The organism is Celerinatantimonas marina (assembly GCF_046054165.1).
Classification (GTDB): Bacteria; Pseudomonadota; Gammaproteobacteria; order Enterobacterales; family Celerinatantimonadaceae; genus Celerinatantimonas.
In genome coordinates, this window is the sequence record NZ_JBFNXK010000014.1 from 84909 (window position 1) to 102275 (window position 17367).

A 17367-nucleotide genomic window follows, 5' to 3' on the forward strand; every position below is an offset into this window, starting at 1 on the left:
CGATAGGAGCCGTTAAATGGCACAGCAGGCATTAACTATTTTATTAGAACAGCTTCAAACTCAGGAACAGCGCGCGACGGTTGAACTGACGCAGGCCCGACATCAATTATTGTTGTTCCAGCAACAGCTGCGGCAATTAGAAGATTATCGGCGTAGTTATATGGAACAATCGCTGGCCCGTGGGGCTTCGGGGGTAACCGCATCAGGATTCCATCAGTATCAGGCATTTATTCAGACCATTGAAAAAGCCGAGTCTGAGCAGCAGAAAAGCGTTCAGCAATTGCAAGCTAATGTGGCCCACAAGCGGCAACAATGGCAAGCCATTCAGAATCGGCGCAAGGCCATTGAGCAATTAATTGAGCGCCAGAATCAGCAACTTCAGAAAAAAGCACAGCGGGCTGAGCAAAAAATGAGTGATGAGTTCGCAATGATGAGCTTTTATCGCCGTCAACAGCAGTCTGTTTGATCCGGTCTTTTGTCTACGTTTTATGCAAATTAATAGGGAAGTGTACAGTCATATTTGTGCTGTATGTTCTGAGCTATTGGTAAATTTCTGCGCTTTGATTGAACGAGAGCTATTTAAACTTTATTTATCTGGCTTAATTATTGCTTGTTGACTGTGAGCTGATGTGATGCACATCGGTTCTGTGAATTCTTATTTGTGAGCAAGGAAGTAAGATTATGGCAACGGTGAATGCTGTTCAACCTAATCAAGGCCCCAGTAACACAGGCACTGGCATAGGTTCTGTGAAGTCGGTTGGTCTTGAATCATTTAATCAGGCTTTGGGCCAGGCTCAGCAGGCACATCATCGTGACGGGCGGATCTCAGGCGGCAAATCACTGCCAGCACGAGTGTCTCATCGGGCAAATTCAGTAACATCGGTTCAAGCTCACCATGATCGCTTGCGTGATAAAAGTCCATCTTCATCACCTCAAGTTGATGATAAAAAAACAGTTCAGAAATCACACTCGGACTCTGTTCAGTCGCCATCTAAGCAGAGTGATGTTGATGACGATAAAGCGGTTGCTCAGAATGCGTCTAAAAAAACAGAGATACCTCATCAAAGTCAAAAAACGACCCCGGCAAAAGCGAGCGTTTCTGATAAAGCACATTCAGCGGATCCTAAACTTCAGGTCCACGAGGATGCCCATCAATCCGCACAGGAACAAAGTGATTCCAAATCAGTAAAAAGTGTTCAAAATGATCAGAATATCACAACTTCTTCTCAGCAATTATTGGCTCGGTTGCAACAGGCCCAGCAGGCTGATGTGTCGGTACATGAAGCCGATGTTGAAGATGTTGAAACTGAAGATGAAGTTTCTGCAACGGATGAAGCCAGTCAGAGTGAACGGATCGGGACCCAGACGCAAAGCAAGCTTAACTCGGCTGTAGAAAATGCGAAAAAATCTTCTGATCCTCAAGGCCTTTCAAATGAAACCCTGTTACTCAGTGAGGTTCAAACTTTATCGGGCAATGGTAAAGGGGACGCGGATTCGGAGCATCTGCAAACTAATACAGCGACTGAGGCAGAGATCAATGCGGATTCAATCAAGGCCAAACTAGGGGCAGATATGCAGGCCATTGCGGCCGGTGGTCAGCAAGATGCAGCGAGCTCGGAGACCGCTTCATCTGCAGCTGAGTTATCTAATTCAGAATTAGCGGAACAACTGCAACAACGGGTGCTGGCTGGCAAAACCCAGTCTTCGGATGATAAGTCTCTGTCATCCGATAAAGTGGCTGGGAAAACGATGCATGAATCATCTGATCCTAAACAAGCCGAACATTCGGAGGGTGATCTCCAAATTGCTTTGCAAGCGGCACAATTACTTCAATCTCAAATGCCTCAGAAAGATGTTCAAACAGATGGGCAAAGTGTATCGGACTCAGACGATCAAGAGTTGCTATCGGCCTCTGCTGCCCGGCAACTTGTGAATACAGAACAATCAGCGACACCGCGTATGGCTGGGCAGGTTATTTCTACAGAGAATATTGAACAAGCCGCAGATTCTGATCCATCGTTGCAAAAAGAACTTAAAGCGATTGCAGCACTGCTTAAGAAAGAGCAAGGCCGCGATGAAAAAGTCGATTCGACTCAGCCGATCAAATCAGCCGATCCTAAATTAAGTGAACTGGCGAGGCTAGCTTCTTCCGGGGAATCAAAACCACTCCCGTCGGCTCCGGGATCATCAACGGTTTCTAGTTTCCTTGCCGATACGGCTGCCGGAGCCGCAGGGGGGACAATAGCTAAAACATCGGTTGAACATTTGGAGAATCATCCAGTTCAGCATCAGCTGGCGCAGGCCGTGACTCAACAGCTGAATGGCGGACAATTGTCAAAAGATATGCCGCTACAGTTTTCCGCTGATCAACTCCAACAGGCTTCGGCGCAAACGGGGGCTACACAGGCGGAACAATTTGATAAATTGAGCCCGAATGTGGCGACTCACGCCGCATCGGCCTTGGCTGGTCAGGCTATGCTTTCCGAACATAAAGGGGCCAGTGATATCTCGCATCAACGAGCGATTGCCGCCTCAGTGGCAAGCGCATCGGCAGCGATTTCTCCAACCGATCAGGCTCATTTAGGAAGTGGGAGTCACAATCCATCATTTGGTCAACAATTGGCTCAGAATCAGGGAATGGCAGCTAATACAGCCGCTGCATCCCGAAGTGACCAGCCATTTAATCAGATGTCGATGCAGAATCCGAATCTGTCTCAGGAACTGAATGAAAAAGTGAATTATCTGGTTTCAAATAAAATTCAATCTGCGGATATCCGATTGGATCCGGCCCATTTGGGAATGATGCAGATCCGCTTGAATTTGCAGCATGATCAGGCTCAGGTACAGATTCATGTTCATAATCCTCAGGCGCGCGATATGTTGGAGCAAACATTACCTAAATTACGTGATATGTTAGCCCAGCAAGGGATCCAACTAGGGCAGAGTCAGATTAGCCATCAACAAGGCGGCCAGTCTAATACTCCGGGGCATGCGTTTAATCAGTCTTCACAACACCAGCCAGGAAGTCCATTTATGGGAGGCATGGCGAATGCGGGGGAACTTGAAGCCGAGGAGCTTCATCCGTCGATGTTATATCGCCGTGCCGCAGTTGATGATGGAATTGATTATTATGCATGATGGGGGTTACCCGAAATTGTCAGAAATGTGCCATAATTGCGGCCAGATGAAAAAGTAAATTTTTGAGGTAATACAATGGCTGATGATGCAGAGCTTAAAGTTGAAGAATCCGGTGGCGGTAAGAAAAAGTTACTGATTATCATTATATTGGCTGTTGTGATTTTGTTGGGGGGCGGTGGCGCTGCTTATTTCTTTTTATTTAGTGGTGGCGATGAAGCTCAGGCTGAAAAGGCTGCGCAGACCACAACTACTGAAAAGGCCCCGATCAAAGAGCCCGCACTCTATGTTGGAATGCCAAGACCTTTTGTGTTTAATGTCACAGGAGGGCAGCGTGACCGGTTGGTACAGATCAAAGTTCAATTGCTGGTTCGTGGCAATGAGAATGAAGATTTAGCCAAGAAAAATATCCCGTTAATTGAGGGAACTTTACTTCGGACCTTTAGTGCCGCTACGGTTGATCAGCTGTCGACTCCACAGGGAAAAGATCAGATCCGGGATCAGGCGTTGTCCGATTCGCGTAAAGCATTGAAAGATTTGACAGGTAAGTCAGTGATAGAACGGGTTTTATTCACTGGATTTGTAATGCAATAGACAAAGAGACATTGTGAGCGATTTACTTAGCCAAGATGAGATCGACGCGCTGCTTCATGGCGTTGATGATATTGAAGAAGATGACACGCAAACGGTTGCCGATGGCGATGTAGTTGAGTTCGACTTTTCGTCACAGGATCGTATTGTCCGTGGTCGGATGCCAACGCTTGAATTGGTGAATGAGCGGTTTGCCCGACATATGCGGATTAGCCTATTCAATATGATGCGAAGAACGGCCGAAGTTTCGATTAACGGCGTCCAGATGCTTAAGTTTGGTGAATATGTTCACACCCTGTTTGTTCCGACCAGTTTGAATATGGTGCGTTTCCGTCCATTAAAAGGAACGGCGCTGATTACGATGGAAGCCCGTTTGGTGTTTATTCTGGTTGAAAACTTTTTCGGGGGCGACGGACGCTACCATGCCAAAATTGAAGGCCGGGAATTTACGCCGACTGAACGTCGTATTATTCAAATGTTACTGAAGTTGGTTTTCGAAGATTATCGAGAAGCGTGGGCTCCGGTCATGGATGTCGACTTTGAATATCTGGATTCGGAAGTGAACCCGGCGATGGCCAATATTGTGAGTCCAACCGAAGTGATTGTGGTCAGTTCATTTCATATTGAACTAGATGGCGGTGGTGGCGATTTTCATATTGCCATGCCATATTCTATGGTTGAGCCGATTCGGGAATTACTGGATGCCGGCGTTCAGAGTGATAAAGAAGATACAGATCAGCGTTGGAGTAGCGCGCTGCGTGAAGAAATTATGGATGTCCCGGTGGAGATATCCGCACGGTTATTGCAGGTTGATATTTCGCTTCGAGCTTTGCTGAACATGCAGCCTGGCGATGTGATCCCGGTTGATATGCCGGGAAATGCATTGGTCTCGATTGAAGAGCTGCCGAGCTTTAGAGCGAAAGTAGGTCGTAAGGGTGAAAATTTAGCTTTGCGTATTTCTGAAAAATTAAAACGCCCGGAATCAGTTAAAAGTGATATTGAGATGGTGGTGGCTCGTAGTCGTCGCCGTACAGATGAAGAGATGGATTATTAAACAGGTCTAAATGATGAGTGACGAACCACAAGATCAAAATGATATGGCAGATGAGTGGGCAGCCGCTATGGCCGAATCAATGGGGGCTGAAAAAGTTGAGTTGGAGGATTTTGGTGAACAGACCAGTCCTGCTGCCAGCCTCAGTGAAGACGAACAGCATAAGCTGGACGCCATTTTAGACATTCCGGTCACGATTTCGATGGAAGTTGGGCGTAGCAATATCAGTATTCGTAATTTGTTGCAATTGAACCAGGGCTCGGTAGTGGAGTTGGATCGGGTAGCTGGCGAACCTTTGGATGTCATGGTGAACGGAACGTTGGTCGCACATGGTGAGGTTGTGGTGGTGAACGATAAATTTGGGATCCGTTTGACGGATGTCATCAGCCAGACTGAACGAATTAAAAAACTGAAATGATCCGAATATTGATTGCCCTGTTTGCATTGATCCCAACCCTGGGATGGGCTCAGGAGTCTCTGAATGCTAATGGAACCCCGATGGGAACGGCCGATTGGCTTTCGTGGGGGCTTTCGATGGTTTTGGTTTTGGTGGCCATTGGAGTGTGTGCCTGGCTCGCTAAAAAGACACGGTTTAATGCCTATGGTCAAGGGCAACAGTTAAAAGTCGTCGCGAATTTAACATTGGGAACCCGAGAGCGAATATTGGTGGTGCAGGTTGGAGAACAGCAATATTTACTGGGAGTGACCAATCAGCGGATTGAATTATTAGACAAGTTGGATGAGCCTCTTTCGTCGACGACAGTCGGACACTCTATGGGATTTGCTCAGCAACTGAATCGGGTATTAAAGGGATATGGTCGTAAATCGTAAATGGTGGTGGTTGCTGATTTTAGTGGTGATAGCGATCCCTGCCAGTGCTAAGGATAGTTTTTTACCCGCGTTAACGGTTACCACAAATCCAGATGGCAGTCAGGAATACTCAGTAACCCTGCAAATTCTGGCCATGATGACGGCTTTGACCTTTTTGCCAGCCATCGTGATCATGATGACTTCATTTACTCGAATTGTCGTGGTGTTGGCTATTTTGCGGCAGGCGTTGGGATTACAACAGACCCCATCGAATCAAGTGATTGTCGGAATCGCACTGTTTTTAAGCTTTTTTATCATGTCTCCAGTTCTCAATCAGATCAATGATAAGGCTTTGCAGCCGTATCTCAACGATCAGATGACTTCGATTCAGGCATTTCATGAAGCGGAAAAACCGATGCGAACCTTTATGCTGGGACAGACCCGATTGACGGATTTGCAGACGTTTGTCGAAATTGCCAATGTTAAAGTTCCCGATCCAAAGTCGGTTCCAATGCAGGTGTTGATCCCGGCGTTTATTACCTCTGAACTGAAGACGGCTTTCCAAATCGGCTTCATGTTGTTTATTCCATTTTTGGTGATTGATTTGGTGGTTGCCTCGATCTTAATGGCAATGGGGATGATGATGTTGTCGCCAATGATTGTGTCACTTCCGTTCAAACTCATGTTGTTTGTACTGGTGGATGGTTGGAGTTTGGTCATGGGAACGTTAGCCAAAAGCTTTGGCTTATAGGGAGAGGAGATCAGGATGCAACCCGAAGTTTTTGTCGACGTATTTCGCCATGCCTTGAGTCAGGTTGTTATTCTGGTTTCTGCAGCCATTGTTCCTAGCCTGATTGTCGGATTAATTGTCTCGGTCTTCCAGGCCGCCACCTCGATTAACGAACAAACCCTCAGCTTCTTACCGCGACTCATTGTGACATTGCTGGTGCTGATGATTTTTGGACACTGGTTTACTCGCGTGTTGATGGATCTGTTTATTAATATGGTGAATATGATCCCACAGGTTGTGGGTTGATGAATTACCCTGCCGATATCGTTCTGAATTGGCTGAGCCTGTACATGTGGGCCCTGATGCGTATCGGTGGCCTATTGATGGTGATGGTTCCATTTGGCGGTCGAGCGGTTCCGGCTCGGGTTCGGTTACTTCTGTCCATTACCGTCACATTTGCCGTGGTGCCCAGTTTGCCGGCAGTGCATGGGATTGAACTGTTTTCTGTGCGCTCTTTTCTGGTTGTGATCCAACAGCTTCTGATTGGTTTTGCGATTGGTTTTATTACGCAGATGGTGATGCAGACCTTTGTGTTAGCCGGTCAAGTGATTGCAATGCAAACCAGTTTAGGTTTTGCCTCAATGGTTGATCCGACCAATGGTCAAAATAGTCCGGTGGTCGGGCAATTTTACATGTTGCTGGCTACTTTGATTTTTCTAGGTCTGGATGGTCATCTGCAATTGATCCGGTTGATCGTGATGAGTTTTAAAACATTGCCGATTGGGGAATTTGGGCTGTCCGGCATTCACTTCCAACAAATTGCCGCTTGGTACTCACAACTTTTTTATGCGGCTTTAGCAATGACGATTGCCGCCATTGTGGCGATGTTAATGATCAATATCGCTTTTGGGGTGATGACGCGGGCGGCGCCGCAATTGAATATTTTTTCCATCGGTTTCGCGGTCAGTATGCTATTTGGGCTGTTTATCTTATGGCTAACGATTGGTAATTTTTTGGCACACTTTGAGCATCAATGGTGGTCTGCACGATCATTGGCGTGTACGGTATTAAACATCGATTGTTAAGGTAATGGCAAATGGCTGATAACGACCAGGAACGCACCGAGGAACCCACCGCCAAACGATTAAGTGATGCTCGGGAAAAAGGGCAGATTGCTCGTTCCAAAGAATTGGGAACGGCCTTGGTTTTGATTGGCTCAGCGATTGCGTTGATGATTATGGGGCAACAGTTGGCGATTGCGATTGCCAATGTGATGAAAAGTGCATTCTCTCTGGAACGAGCCGAGGTGTTTGATCCGTATTTAATGCTCCATAGCATTGGTGGAATGTTGTTGCTGTTGATCAAACCGATGGGTTGGATATTGCTGATTATTCTGTTGGCTGCATTTGCTGGAAACACGTTGCTAGGTGGAATGGCGTTTAGTTGGCAGGCTGCACAGCCGAAATGGAGTCGTATGTCTCCACTTTCTGGATTCAAGCGTATGTTTGGCGTGCAGGCACTGGTTGAACTTGCGAAAAGTATTGCGAAAGTGGCCGTCATTGGTTTGGTGGTTTGGTGGCTGTTTAAATGGAAGTTTCCATCTATGCTGGCGTTAAGCATGCAAACTTTGCCGGGAGCGATTGCCAACGCACTTTCTTTATTGCAGTGGCTGTTTTTATTGATGGTGATAAGTTTATTGTTGATCGCCGGGATCGATGTTCCGTTTCAGCGTTGGAATCATTTAAAACAGTTGCGAATGACACGCCAGGAAATTAAAGACGAACATAAAAATACCGAAGGGAACCCGGAAATTAAAGGGCGGATCCGCCGCTTACAGATAGAAATGACCAATCGCCGGATGATGGCCGATGTTCCGAAAGCGGATGTGGTGATTACCAACCCGACTCACTACTCCGTTGCACTGAAGTATGATGCTGAAGGTAGCGGTGCTCCAATTGTGTTAGCCAAAGGGGCGGATGAAGTGGCCTTCAAGATCCGAGAAATTGCGAAGCATTACGAGGTCCCTGTGCTGGAGTCACCTGCCGTGACCCGCTCACTGTATCATACGACGAAAATTGGTCAGCAGATCCCAGATGGTTTGTATGTAGCGGTGGCTCAGATCTTAGCTTATGTCTTCCAGTTGGAACAATATCGTAAGGGCAGAACATCCAGACCTAAACAGCCCCGGGCTGATTTACCTATTCCGGAAGAGCTTCAGTATTAGTGGATGTGATCAATCTGCTTCATGGTGCTATTCGTCTTTAATGAGAGTGACGACTCAGATAACGAGCCATTGTATACCTGAACTTTAATAGTTTAATTTAAAACGGCACGACTTTTGCCAGAGTATCCTCATTCGTTAGGATTACGTCGGAAAATCGTCGCTTTATGGATTTACTTAACTCGTTACAACATTTCCGTCCGCAGAATTTAAAAAACATCAATTATCGCAATGTCAAAGGCATTGGGACACCACTTTTAGTTTTGTTTGCTTTGGCCATGGTGGTTTTGCCATTACCCCCTTTCTTGTTGGATATGTTGTTTTCTTTCAACATTGCCTTATCGATGGTGGTGTTACTGGTGGCTGTTTATACCAAGCGCCCTTTGGATTTTGCCTCTTTTCCTACGGTGTTGTTAGTGGCGACATTACTGCGTTTGGCCCTGAACGTTGCGTCAACGCGAGTGGTATTGCTACATGGTCACAATGGGGCTGGGGCGGCCGGACATGTGATTGAAGCGTTTGGCTCCGTGGTGATCGGTGGCAGTTATGCCGTCGGTCTGGTCGTATTCCTTATCCTGATCATTATCAATTTTGTGGTCGTTACCAAAGGGGCTGGACGTATTTCCGAAGTGAGTGCTCGCTTTACCTTGGATGCAATGCCCGGTAAGCAGATGGCGATCGATGCGGATTTAAATGCCGGGTTGATTAATCAGGAGCAAGCGAAGGCCCGTCGATTAGACGTGACATCCGAAGCCGATTTTTATGGCTCCATGGATGGTGCGAGTAAATTTGTGAAAGGGGATGCGATCGCCGGGATATTGATTTTGATGATCAATATTTTAGGGGGATTTATTATCGGGGTCGTACAGCATCAGTTGTCGTTTGGTGAAGCCGCACAGGTGTACACCTTACTGACGATAGGGGATGGTCTAGTCGCTCAGGTGCCTTCATTGTTGTTGTCTATTGCCGCCGCCATTATCGTGACTCGGCAGAATACTGAGCAGGATATGGGCGAAGCGGTTCAGGCCCAATTATTACAAAACCCTCGGGTGTTGGCGATTGCTGCGGCCATTTTGATGATCATGGGGATTGTTCCCGGTATGCCCCATATGGCGTTTTTAACCTTCGCCTTATTGTGTGGAGGGGGAGCCTTTTGGCGTCATCGCGTGAATCGTAAACAAGCGGATGATGCAGCCAAATTGTCACATAATGCCGAGAATATGCCTTCGGCTGAACCTAAGGAGCTGGGATGGGATGATGTTCAGCCTGTGGATGTGATTGGTTTGGAAGTCGGTTATCGATTGATCCCGTTGGTGGATAAAAGTCAGGGCGGCGAATTGTTGGCTCGAATTAAAGGGGTTCGGAAAAAACTGTCTCAGGAATTGGGCTTTTTGATCCCGGCGGTTCATATTCGAGATAATTTGGACTTGGGACCTAATCAATATCGAATTTCTTTAATGGGGATTACTTTTGGCGAATCAGATGTGTTCCATGATCGGGAAATGGCGATTAACCCGGGACAGGTTTTTGGGGATATTGAAGGGACACCGACGCATGATCCGGCTTTTGGTTTAGATGCTAAATGGATTGGCAGTGATCTGCGCGAACATGCTCAAACCCTCGGTTATACCGTTGTCGATTCTGCAACGGTGGTGGCAACACATCTAAGTCAGCTGTTGATGAACCATGCCGCTCAGTTACTGGGCCATGAAGAAGTTCAGAACTTGCTGGATATGCTGGCTAAAACTTATCCGAAACTGGTGGAAGGGTTAATCCCGGATACAATGGGACTGTCGATTGTAGTGAAAGTTTTGCAAAATTTATTGCAGGAAGGCGTTCCGGTTCGGGATATTCGTTCTATTGTTCAGACCTTGGTTGAATATGGTTCGAAAAGTCAGGATCCAGATGTATTAACGGCAGCATGTCGAATTTCACTAAAACGTATGATTGTACAAGAGCTCATAGGAGCGGATACTGAACTTCCGGTAATTACACTCTCTCCTGAATTGGAACAGATATTGCATCAGTCTATGCAGGCAGCGGGGAACGAGGGTGCCGGTATTGAACCAGGGCTTGCAGAAAAACTGCAAAGCTCACTCTCTGAAGCCGCTCAGAATCAAGAATTAGTAGGCCAGCCTGCAATCTTGCTGACATCAGGAATTCTGCGTTCTAGTTTGTCACGATTTGTGAAAAACGCGATTCCCGGACTTCGGGTCCTTTCTTATCAAGAGGTTCCCGAAGAGAAACAAATCCGTATTGTCAGCTCTGTAGGGCAATAGGTCGGGAGACAGTAGCCAGTGAAAATTAAACGTTTTTTTGCCAAAGACATGCGTAGTGCACTCAATGATGTAAAAGAGACATTAGGGAGTGATGCGGTGATCATGTCCAATAAGAAGGTAACCGGGGGCATTGAGATCGTTGCCGCAGTCGATTATGGCTCCTCAGATGACGTTCCAACGCGAGAACTGGCTGAAGATAGTGTCAACATTTCGTCTATGCCGAGTAAAAAACCAGCACCGGAACGATATGTCGCACCCCAAAAAAATGACGTATTACGAAACTTTGACGAACAGGCCAGCTTAAAAGATAACCTGACCGATTTCCTACGGCGTCAGCAACAGCGGCATCTACAAGAAAGTGAGTCCGAACCGGTTGCCAAAGCACCTCGGCGTGCGGCGGCTGCAGAGGCTCCCAAAACGCTGGCTCAGCAACATCAGTGGAAGACCAACCGTCCGGCCCCACGGAAACCGGCCATGGCCGCACGTCGTTCAGCTGCTCCAAGTGGTGATCAGGATCCGGCGATTGAATCGCTACGCGCCGAGATGGCCGCTATGCGAAAATTGTTGGAGCATCAAGTCTCAGGGTTGATGTGGCAGGAAGTTGAACGACAGGAACCCGTCCGGGCATTGATGATTAAAGAGTTGCAGAAGCTTGGATTTGGAGATGCGCTGGCCGATCAATTGGCCAGTCTGATCCCTGAAGATAGTTCGCCCTCGCAGGCATGGCAGCAAGTTCAAGAGATGTTGGCTGCTCAGCTTGAAACCGGCAATGATGATGTCTTAAGAGAAGGGGGCGCGGTTGCGTTGCTCGGCCCGACTGGGGTTGGTAAAACTACGACCATTGCCAAATTAGCCGCTCGCTTTGCAAAGCGCTATGGGGCTGAACAAGTGGCCATGATCACCACGGATACTTACCGGATCGGAGCGCATGAGCAGTTGTCAACCTATGGTAAAATCATGGGATGTCCGGTTCGCGTCGCCAATGATGAAAAGGAATTGTCGGATTTGCTCTATCAGTTCCGAGAAAAGCGGCTGGTTTTAATTGATACCGCAGGCATGAGTCAACGTGATTTACGTTTAAATGAACAGCTGGATGCGCTGGTCAAAAATAGTCGAGTCAATATTCGTAGCTATCTGGTGATGTCGGCCAATTCTCAGAGTCGAGTGATTGAGGAAACGGTACAGCAGTTCAACCGTATTCCTTTATCCGGAATAATTTTGACGAAATTAGATGAGAGCTTGTGTTTGGGAGAGGCACTCAATGTTACGCTCACTCATGCACTACCGATTAGTTATATTACAAATGGCCAACGTGTTCCTGAAGATATTGATGTGGCGAATCCATATGATTTGGTGTCTCAGGCATTGCAAATGGATGTATCGGAAACCAATTCATATTATTGGGAAAGTAACGCTCAGGGGCTGTAGGTCTGTTCATGTATAACCAACGATTAAACGATTTTAATCAAGCAAGTGGCTTAAGAATGATGCAAAAAAACCATAAAGTGAAAGTGATTTCGGTAACCGGAGGTAAGGGTGGTGTCGGGAAGACCAATATTACTTTGAATATGGCAGTTGCGATGGCCGCTCAGGGTAAACGAGTGATGGTTCTTGATGCCGACTTAGGGCTTGCGAATGTGGATGTCATGCTTGGTTTGCGAGTGACCAAAAACTTGTCTCATGTTTTATCCGGAGAATGTTCGCTGGAAGAAATTCTGGTTGAGGGACCGCATGGTATTTTAATTGCGCCAGCTACATCGGGGACTCAGTCGATGGTTGAGTTATCCGTAGCTGAACATGCCGGGTTGATCCGCGCTTTCAGTGAGTTAAAAACACCTATTGATGTATTATTGGTGGATACGGCTGCTGGGATTTCTGACATGGTCCTGAGTTTTTCCAGAGCGGCACAGGATATTGTGGTGGTGGTTTGCGATGAACCCACATCCATAACCGATGCGTATGCTCTGATAAAAATCCTGTCAAAAGAGCATGGGTGCTATAAATTTAAAATAGTTGCCAATATGGTACGTAGTTTACGCGAAGGACAGGAACTTTTTACTAAACTTACACGAGTAACGGATCGATTTTTAGATGCAACATTAGAACTTGTTGCCTGCATTCCTTATGACAACAATGTCAGGCAGTCGGTCCGTAAGCAGAAAGTGATCGTCGATGGTTTTCCGAAGTCGCCCGCATCATTGGCGTTTCGTTCGTTGGCAACACGAGCTGCGGCTTGGCCTGTTCCCGAGCAAGCTGGAGGACATTTAGAGTTCTTCATTGAAAACTTGCTTAAAGCTGGAAGTAGTAGTTAGAGAGGATGACCGTGAACAAAGCCTATGCGTATAGCAGTATGGTTGCGGATGATACGGAAACAATTGTCGCCCGCCATAGCCCTTTGGTTAAGCGAATAGCCCATCATTTGATGGCTCGTTTGCCTGCCAGTGTGATTGTTGATGATTTGATCCAGGCGGGAATGATTGGGCTTATTGAAGCTTCTCGTAACTTCGACGGAAGTAAAGGGGCTAGTTTTGAAACTTATGCCGGGATCCGAATTCGTGGCGCCATGCTGGATGAAATTCGTCGGGGTGACTGGGTTCCGCGTTCCGTGCATAAGAATAGTCGAATGATTAACGATGCGATCACTGCCGTTGAACGAGAGAAAGGGCGGGATGCCAAAGACGTTGAAGTTGCCGCCCATCTACAGGTGTCGTTGACCGAATATCATGCCATGTTGAGCGATGTCAGTTCTGGTCGCATTTTGGGGATTGATGATTTAGGTGTCAGTGAAGATGTGATTACCAACGATGACTCTCGAAATCAGAATTATCCTCTGGAAGGATTTGCTAATGAACGTTTTCAGCAGGCGCTAACCGAATGTATTCAAGGGCTACCGGAGCGAGAAGCACTGGTTTTGTCGTTATATTACGACGAAGAATTAAACCTCAAAGAAATTGGTGAGGTTTTGAGCGTGTCAGAATCTCGTGTGAGCCAGATCCATAGTCAAGCGTTAGCTCGGTTAAAAGTTCGCATGCGAGATTGGACACAATAGCGGGTTATAGACTAATAATTATTGAGTCAGGTCTACTAAGATAGTGTTGTGTAGGGCATAATTAAGCTTCATCTATCAGTTTGTTAGCATCATTGTCTTGGTGCCGTGATTATCCTTGTGGGAGGGATATTTTGGATAAGAATATGAAGATTCTGATTGTTGATGATTTTTCAACGATGAGACGTATCATTAAAAATTTGCTGCGCGATCTTGGTTTTAATAATACCCATGAGGCAGATGATGGAAATACCGCGTTACCGATGCTGAAAAGTGGTGACTATGAATTTGTAGTGACCGACTGGAATATGCCTGGAATGCAAGGGATCGATCTGCTTAAAAATATCCGGGCCGATGATAGTTTAAAACATCTCCCAGTGCTGATGGTAACGGCTGAAGCCAAACGGGAACAGATTATTGAAGCGGCTCAGGCTGGTGTAAATGGGTACATTGTGAAACCTTTTACAGCGGCAACATTGAAAGAGAAGCTCGATAAAATTTTTGAACGTTTACAGTAACAGGATGAGTTATTGTGACTAATGAAGCCCCTATGATTTCTCTTGAAGATGCGCGCGCTCTGGCTGCCTTTCTAGAACAAGGGAATATACCGGAAGCGAATCAGATTATTACCCGGGCCTGTGCCGCCAATTCGGATCAGTTGTTTAAACGTGTGGGTCAGTTAACTAGGGAACTACACAACTCGCTCAATGACTTTAAAGTCAATATTCGGATGAATGAATTAGCTAATCAGGAAATTCCTGATGCCCGGGAGCGACTAAACTATGTCATAGAAATGACGGATAATGCGGCGAATAAGACCATGGATGCCGTCGAAGCTAGTTTGCCGTTAGCCGACCGATTGCATGAGCAGATTGCTGGGGTAATGCCATCTTGGCGAAATTTGATGGAACGTCAGCTAGGATTGGGAGAATTTAAGTCGCTTTGTCATCAATTAGATGAATTTCTTAATAATTCTGTGGGCGATGCCGATAAACTTAGACAGTTGTTAACTGATATACTAATGGCTCAGGACTTTCAAGATTTAACGGGCCAGATGATTCGTAAGGTAATTGTATTAGTTCAGGAAGTAGAGGATCGACTGGTTGAAATGTTGACCTTGTTTGGTGGGGATACAGGGAAAGTATTGCCTAATTCACCTGAAACTAACGTAAATATAAACGGGTCGGGCATTGAAGCCGAAGGTCCGATTCATAACAAAGAAGGCAGGGATGATGTTGTTCAATCGCAGGATGATGTGGATGACCTTCTATCCAGTTTAGGATTTTAACGGAGCAATTCATGAGCTTTGAAGTCGATGAAGAAATTTTGCAGGACTTTCTGATTGAGGCCTCGGAAATCTTGGAACAGTTGTCAGAGCAGCTTGTTCAATTAGAAAATTCACCTGATGATCGTGATTTATTGAATGCGATTTTCAGAGGGTTTCACACAGTAAAAGGTGGCGCTGGTTTCTTATCGTTACATGAATTAGTTGACGCTTGCCACGGTGCTGAAAACGTCTTTGATACGTTACGTAATGGCGGGCGCAGTGTTAATCCCGAGCTCATGGATGTCATTCTTGAAGCACTGGATGCCATTAATGAAATGTTTGCATCCGTTCAGGCCCGAGAACAACCTTCCCCAGCAGATCCCGAATTACTAGAAAAACTTCATCAACTCAGTGAGCCGGAAGGCAGTGAACCCGAAGTCGTTGCAGAGCCTGTCGTTTCACAACCCGCTCCAGAGCCCGAACCGGTCGTAGATGAACCGGTGAGTAGATCCGGTACTGGAACGATTGATGATATTACCGACGACGAATTTGAACAGCTCCTTGATGAATTACACGGTTCCAGTAGCGCTAAAGTGACTGATAATGAACCTCCCAAACCAGTTGTTCCCTCAAGTAATGGTGCCTCCGGAGATGAAATCACTGATGAAGAGTTTGAAAAACTATTAGATGAGCTGCACGGTAGTGCAGGTCCCTCCAGTGCTGGTTCTGCCCCTGTTGCCACAACGCCGCCCGCAGCGAAAAATAGCAACGAAATTAATGATGATGAGTTTGAAAAATTACTGGACGAGTTGCATGGTTCAGGAAAAGCCCCTGGGGCAGAGGGGGATAAAGCGCATTATGCAGAAGATGTCGCATCGGCGGCTAAACCGGCTGCCAGTGCCGGAACTGCCAAAGCAGCACCCGTTAAAGCCGTAGAACCTAAAGCGCCAGCGCCAGCTAAGGCCCCGGCTCCCAAAGCAGCTCCTGTTGCGGCAGCTAAAGCTGCTGAGCCTGCGACTAAAGCACCCACTCCGGCCCAACAGAAAGCCGCCGTGTCTCAGGGAGAAACCACCGTTCGTGTGGATACCCGTACTCTCGATGATATTATGAATATGGTCGGGGAATTAGTTTTGGTACGTAACCGGTTGGTTAGTTTAGGTGTGAATAGCAATGATGAAGAGGTTGCTAAGGCCACCGCCAATCTAGATGTTGTGACTGCGGATTTACAAGGCGCTGTCATGAAAACTCGTATGCAGCCGATTAAAAAAGTATTCGGCCGTTTCCCGCGAGTGGTTCGTGATTTGGCTCGGAGTCTGAAAAAAGATATCCGTTTGGAATTGATTGGTGAAGAAACAGATTTAGATAAAAACTTGGTTGAAGCGCTCGCGGATCCATTGGTGCACTTGGTCCGTAACTCGGTCGATCACGGGATTGAAATGCCGGATGTTCGTGAGTCGATGGGGAAACCCCGAACAGGTGTCATTACGCTGGCGGCTTCTCAGGAAGGCGATCATATTCTGTTAAAAATTCAGGATGATGGTGCCGGGATGGATCCTGAGAAATTAAAAGGAATTGCGATTAAGCGTGGTGTGATCGATACCGATGCCGCAGCACGAATGAGTGATAAAGAAGCGTATAATTTAATTTTTGCACCTGGCTTTTCAACTAAAACCGAAATTTCCGATATTTCTGGCCGTGGCGTTGGGATGGACGTGGTTAAAACCGGGATCACTAAGTTGAACGGTATGGTGGATATTGATTCCCACCCGGGAGTCGGTACGACTTTATTGATTAAAGTTCCGTTAACTTTGGCCATTTTGCCTACATTGATGGTTGATGTGGGAGATCAGATTTTTGCGCTACCATTAACTTCAGTGAATGAAATTTTCCATTTGGATTTAACTAAAACGAATGTCGTTGATGGTCAGGAAACTGTGATTGTTCGTGAGAAAGCGATTCCGTTGTTTTATTTGAAAAAATGGTTGATGCCTTCTCGAGCTCGTGGAAATGAAACTAAATCAGGACATGTTGTCATTGTACAGGTCAATACTCAGCAGGTCGGTTTTGTTGTTGATAGTTTGATTGGCCAGGAAGAAGTCGTTATTAAAGCGTTAGATCAGTTACTTCACGGAACGCCGGGAATGGCTGGTGCAACCATTACAAGTGATGGGCGTATCGCATTGATTTTAGATATTCCAAGTTTACTCAAACGTTATGCTCGGCGTGTATAAGTCTAA

The 17367-nt window shown here is 46.5% G+C and carries 17 protein-coding genes; all 17 read left to right on the forward strand.

Translation table 11 applies throughout. The features are described 5' to 3' along the window. The first annotated feature begins 16 nt into the window (after nt 1–16). The gene (gene fliJ, locus ABUE20_RS14830; RefSeq protein ID WP_408620728.1) at nt 17–466 is read left to right on the forward strand and encodes a flagellar export protein FliJ; all 450 of its coding nucleotides are present in this window, start codon (nt 17–19) and stop codon (nt 464–466) included. A 215-nt stretch (nt 467–681) separates the two neighbouring features. Further along, complete coding sequence (locus tag ABUE20_RS14835) at nt 682–3138, forward strand: flagellar hook-length control protein FliK (protein ID WP_408620729.1); 2457 nt, start codon at nt 682–684, stop codon at nt 3136–3138. Nucleotides 3139–3213: 75 nt separating this feature from the next. Then, nucleotides 3214–3729: a flagellar basal body-associated protein FliL gene (gene fliL / locus ABUE20_RS14840; protein WP_408620730.1), complete on the forward strand. Its 516-nt coding sequence runs from the start codon at nt 3214–3216 to the stop codon at nt 3727–3729. A gap of 13 nt (nt 3730–3742) precedes the next feature. After that, a complete protein-coding gene (fliM, locus tag ABUE20_RS14845; protein ID WP_408620731.1) occupies nt 3743–4780 on the forward strand; it encodes a flagellar motor switch protein FliM in 1038 nt (345 codons plus the stop codon). Nucleotides 4781–4859: 79 nt separating this feature from the next. Further along, entirely contained in the window at nt 4860–5195 is a 336-nt protein-coding gene (gene fliN, locus ABUE20_RS14850) for a flagellar motor switch protein FliN (protein ID WP_408620756.1), read from the forward strand. Then, entirely contained in the window at nt 5192–5608 is a 417-nt protein-coding gene (gene fliO, locus ABUE20_RS14855; RefSeq protein ID WP_408620732.1) for a flagellar biosynthetic protein FliO, read from the forward strand. Before fliN ends, fliO begins: the two co-directional genes overlap by 4 nt. Beyond that, entirely contained in the window at nt 5592–6338 is a 747-nt protein-coding gene (gene fliP, locus ABUE20_RS14860; protein WP_408620733.1) for a flagellar type III secretion system pore protein FliP, read from the forward strand. The genes fliO and fliP overlap by 17 nt, the downstream gene beginning before the upstream one ends. Nucleotides 6339–6353: 15 nt before the next feature. Beyond that, entirely contained in the window at nt 6354–6623 is a 270-nt protein-coding gene (gene fliQ / locus ABUE20_RS14865; RefSeq protein WP_408620734.1) for a flagellar biosynthesis protein FliQ, read from the forward strand. Further along, nucleotides 6623–7402 carry a flagellar biosynthetic protein FliR gene (gene fliR / locus ABUE20_RS14870; protein ID WP_408620735.1) on the forward strand — a complete coding sequence of 260 codons (780 nt, stop codon included), beginning with the start codon at nt 6623–6625 and terminating at the stop codon, nt 7400–7402. The genes fliQ and fliR overlap by 1 nt, the downstream gene beginning before the upstream one ends. An 11-nt stretch (nt 7403–7413) precedes the next feature. Continuing rightward, complete coding sequence (flhB, locus tag ABUE20_RS14875; protein WP_408620736.1) at nt 7414–8541, forward strand: flagellar biosynthesis protein FlhB; 1128 nt, start codon at nt 7414–7416, stop codon at nt 8539–8541. A gap of 164 nt (nt 8542–8705) precedes the next feature. Next, nucleotides 8706–10817 (forward strand): flagellar biosynthesis protein FlhA, encoded by a 2112-nt coding sequence (gene flhA / locus ABUE20_RS14880; RefSeq protein ID WP_408620737.1) that lies wholly within the window; start codon nt 8706–8708, stop codon nt 10815–10817. Nucleotides 10818–10835: 18 nt separating this feature from the next. Further along, nucleotides 10836–12245 (forward strand): flagellar biosynthesis GTPase FlhF, encoded by a 1410-nt coding sequence (gene flhF / locus ABUE20_RS14885; protein WP_408620738.1) that lies wholly within the window; start codon nt 10836–10838, stop codon nt 12243–12245. A gap of 8 nt (nt 12246–12253) precedes the next feature. Continuing rightward, nucleotides 12254–13129 (forward strand): MinD/ParA family ATP-binding protein, encoded by an 876-nt coding sequence (locus ABUE20_RS14890; RefSeq protein ID WP_408620739.1) that lies wholly within the window; start codon nt 12254–12256, stop codon nt 13127–13129. An 11-nt stretch (nt 13130–13140) separates the two neighbouring features. Continuing rightward, nucleotides 13141–13866 (forward strand): RNA polymerase sigma factor FliA, encoded by a 726-nt coding sequence (locus ABUE20_RS14895; RefSeq protein ID WP_408620740.1) that lies wholly within the window; start codon nt 13141–13143, stop codon nt 13864–13866. A 131-nt stretch (nt 13867–13997) separates the two neighbouring features. Next, entirely contained in the window at nt 13998–14381 is a 384-nt protein-coding gene (cheY, locus tag ABUE20_RS14900) for a chemotaxis response regulator CheY (RefSeq protein WP_408620741.1), read from the forward strand. An 11-nt stretch (nt 14382–14392) separates the two neighbouring features. Next, entirely contained in the window at nt 14393–15151 is a 759-nt protein-coding gene (locus ABUE20_RS14905) for a protein phosphatase CheZ (protein WP_408620757.1), read from the forward strand. A gap of 11 nt (nt 15152–15162) precedes the next feature. After that, nucleotides 15163–17361, forward strand: a complete 2199-nt coding sequence (locus tag ABUE20_RS14910) for a chemotaxis protein CheA (protein ID WP_408620742.1) — start codon at nt 15163–15165, stop codon at nt 17359–17361. Nucleotides 17362–17367 lie beyond the last annotated feature (6 nt).

What these genes read in the sequence shown, in the direction of transcription:
- fliR (WP_408620735.1), top strand. Translation starts at nt 6,623, where the DNA reads ATGAATTACCCTGCCGATATCGTTCTGAATTGGCTGAGCCTGTACATG.
- fliO (WP_408620732.1), top strand. Translation starts at nt 5,192, where the DNA reads ATGATCCGAATATTGATTGCCCTGTTTGCATTGATCCCAACCCTGGGA.
- flhB (WP_408620736.1), top strand. Translation starts at nt 7,414, where the DNA reads ATGGCTGATAACGACCAGGAACGCACCGAGGAACCCACCGCCAAACGA.
- fliJ (WP_408620728.1), top strand. Translation starts at nt 17, where the DNA reads ATGGCACAGCAGGCATTAACTATTTTATTAGAACAGCTTCAAACTCAG.
- fliQ (WP_408620734.1), top strand. Translation starts at nt 6,354, where the DNA reads ATGCAACCCGAAGTTTTTGTCGACGTATTTCGCCATGCCTTGAGTCAG.
- fliP (WP_408620733.1), top strand. Translation starts at nt 5,592, where the DNA reads ATGGTCGTAAATCGTAAATGGTGGTGGTTGCTGATTTTAGTGGTGATA.
- fliN (WP_408620756.1), top strand. Translation starts at nt 4,860, where the DNA reads ATGGGGGCTGAAAAAGTTGAGTTGGAGGATTTTGGTGAACAGACCAGT.
- flhA (WP_408620737.1), top strand. Translation starts at nt 8,706, where the DNA reads ATGGATTTACTTAACTCGTTACAACATTTCCGTCCGCAGAATTTAAAA.
- fliL (WP_408620730.1), top strand. Translation starts at nt 3,214, where the DNA reads ATGGCTGATGATGCAGAGCTTAAAGTTGAAGAATCCGGTGGCGGTAAG.
- ABUE20_RS14910 (WP_408620742.1), top strand. Translation starts at nt 15,163, where the DNA reads ATGAGCTTTGAAGTCGATGAAGAAATTTTGCAGGACTTTCTGATTGAG.
- ABUE20_RS14890 (WP_408620739.1), top strand. Translation starts at nt 12,254, where the DNA reads ATGTATAACCAACGATTAAACGATTTTAATCAAGCAAGTGGCTTAAGA.
- ABUE20_RS14835 (WP_408620729.1), top strand. Translation starts at nt 682, where the DNA reads ATGGCAACGGTGAATGCTGTTCAACCTAATCAAGGCCCCAGTAACACA.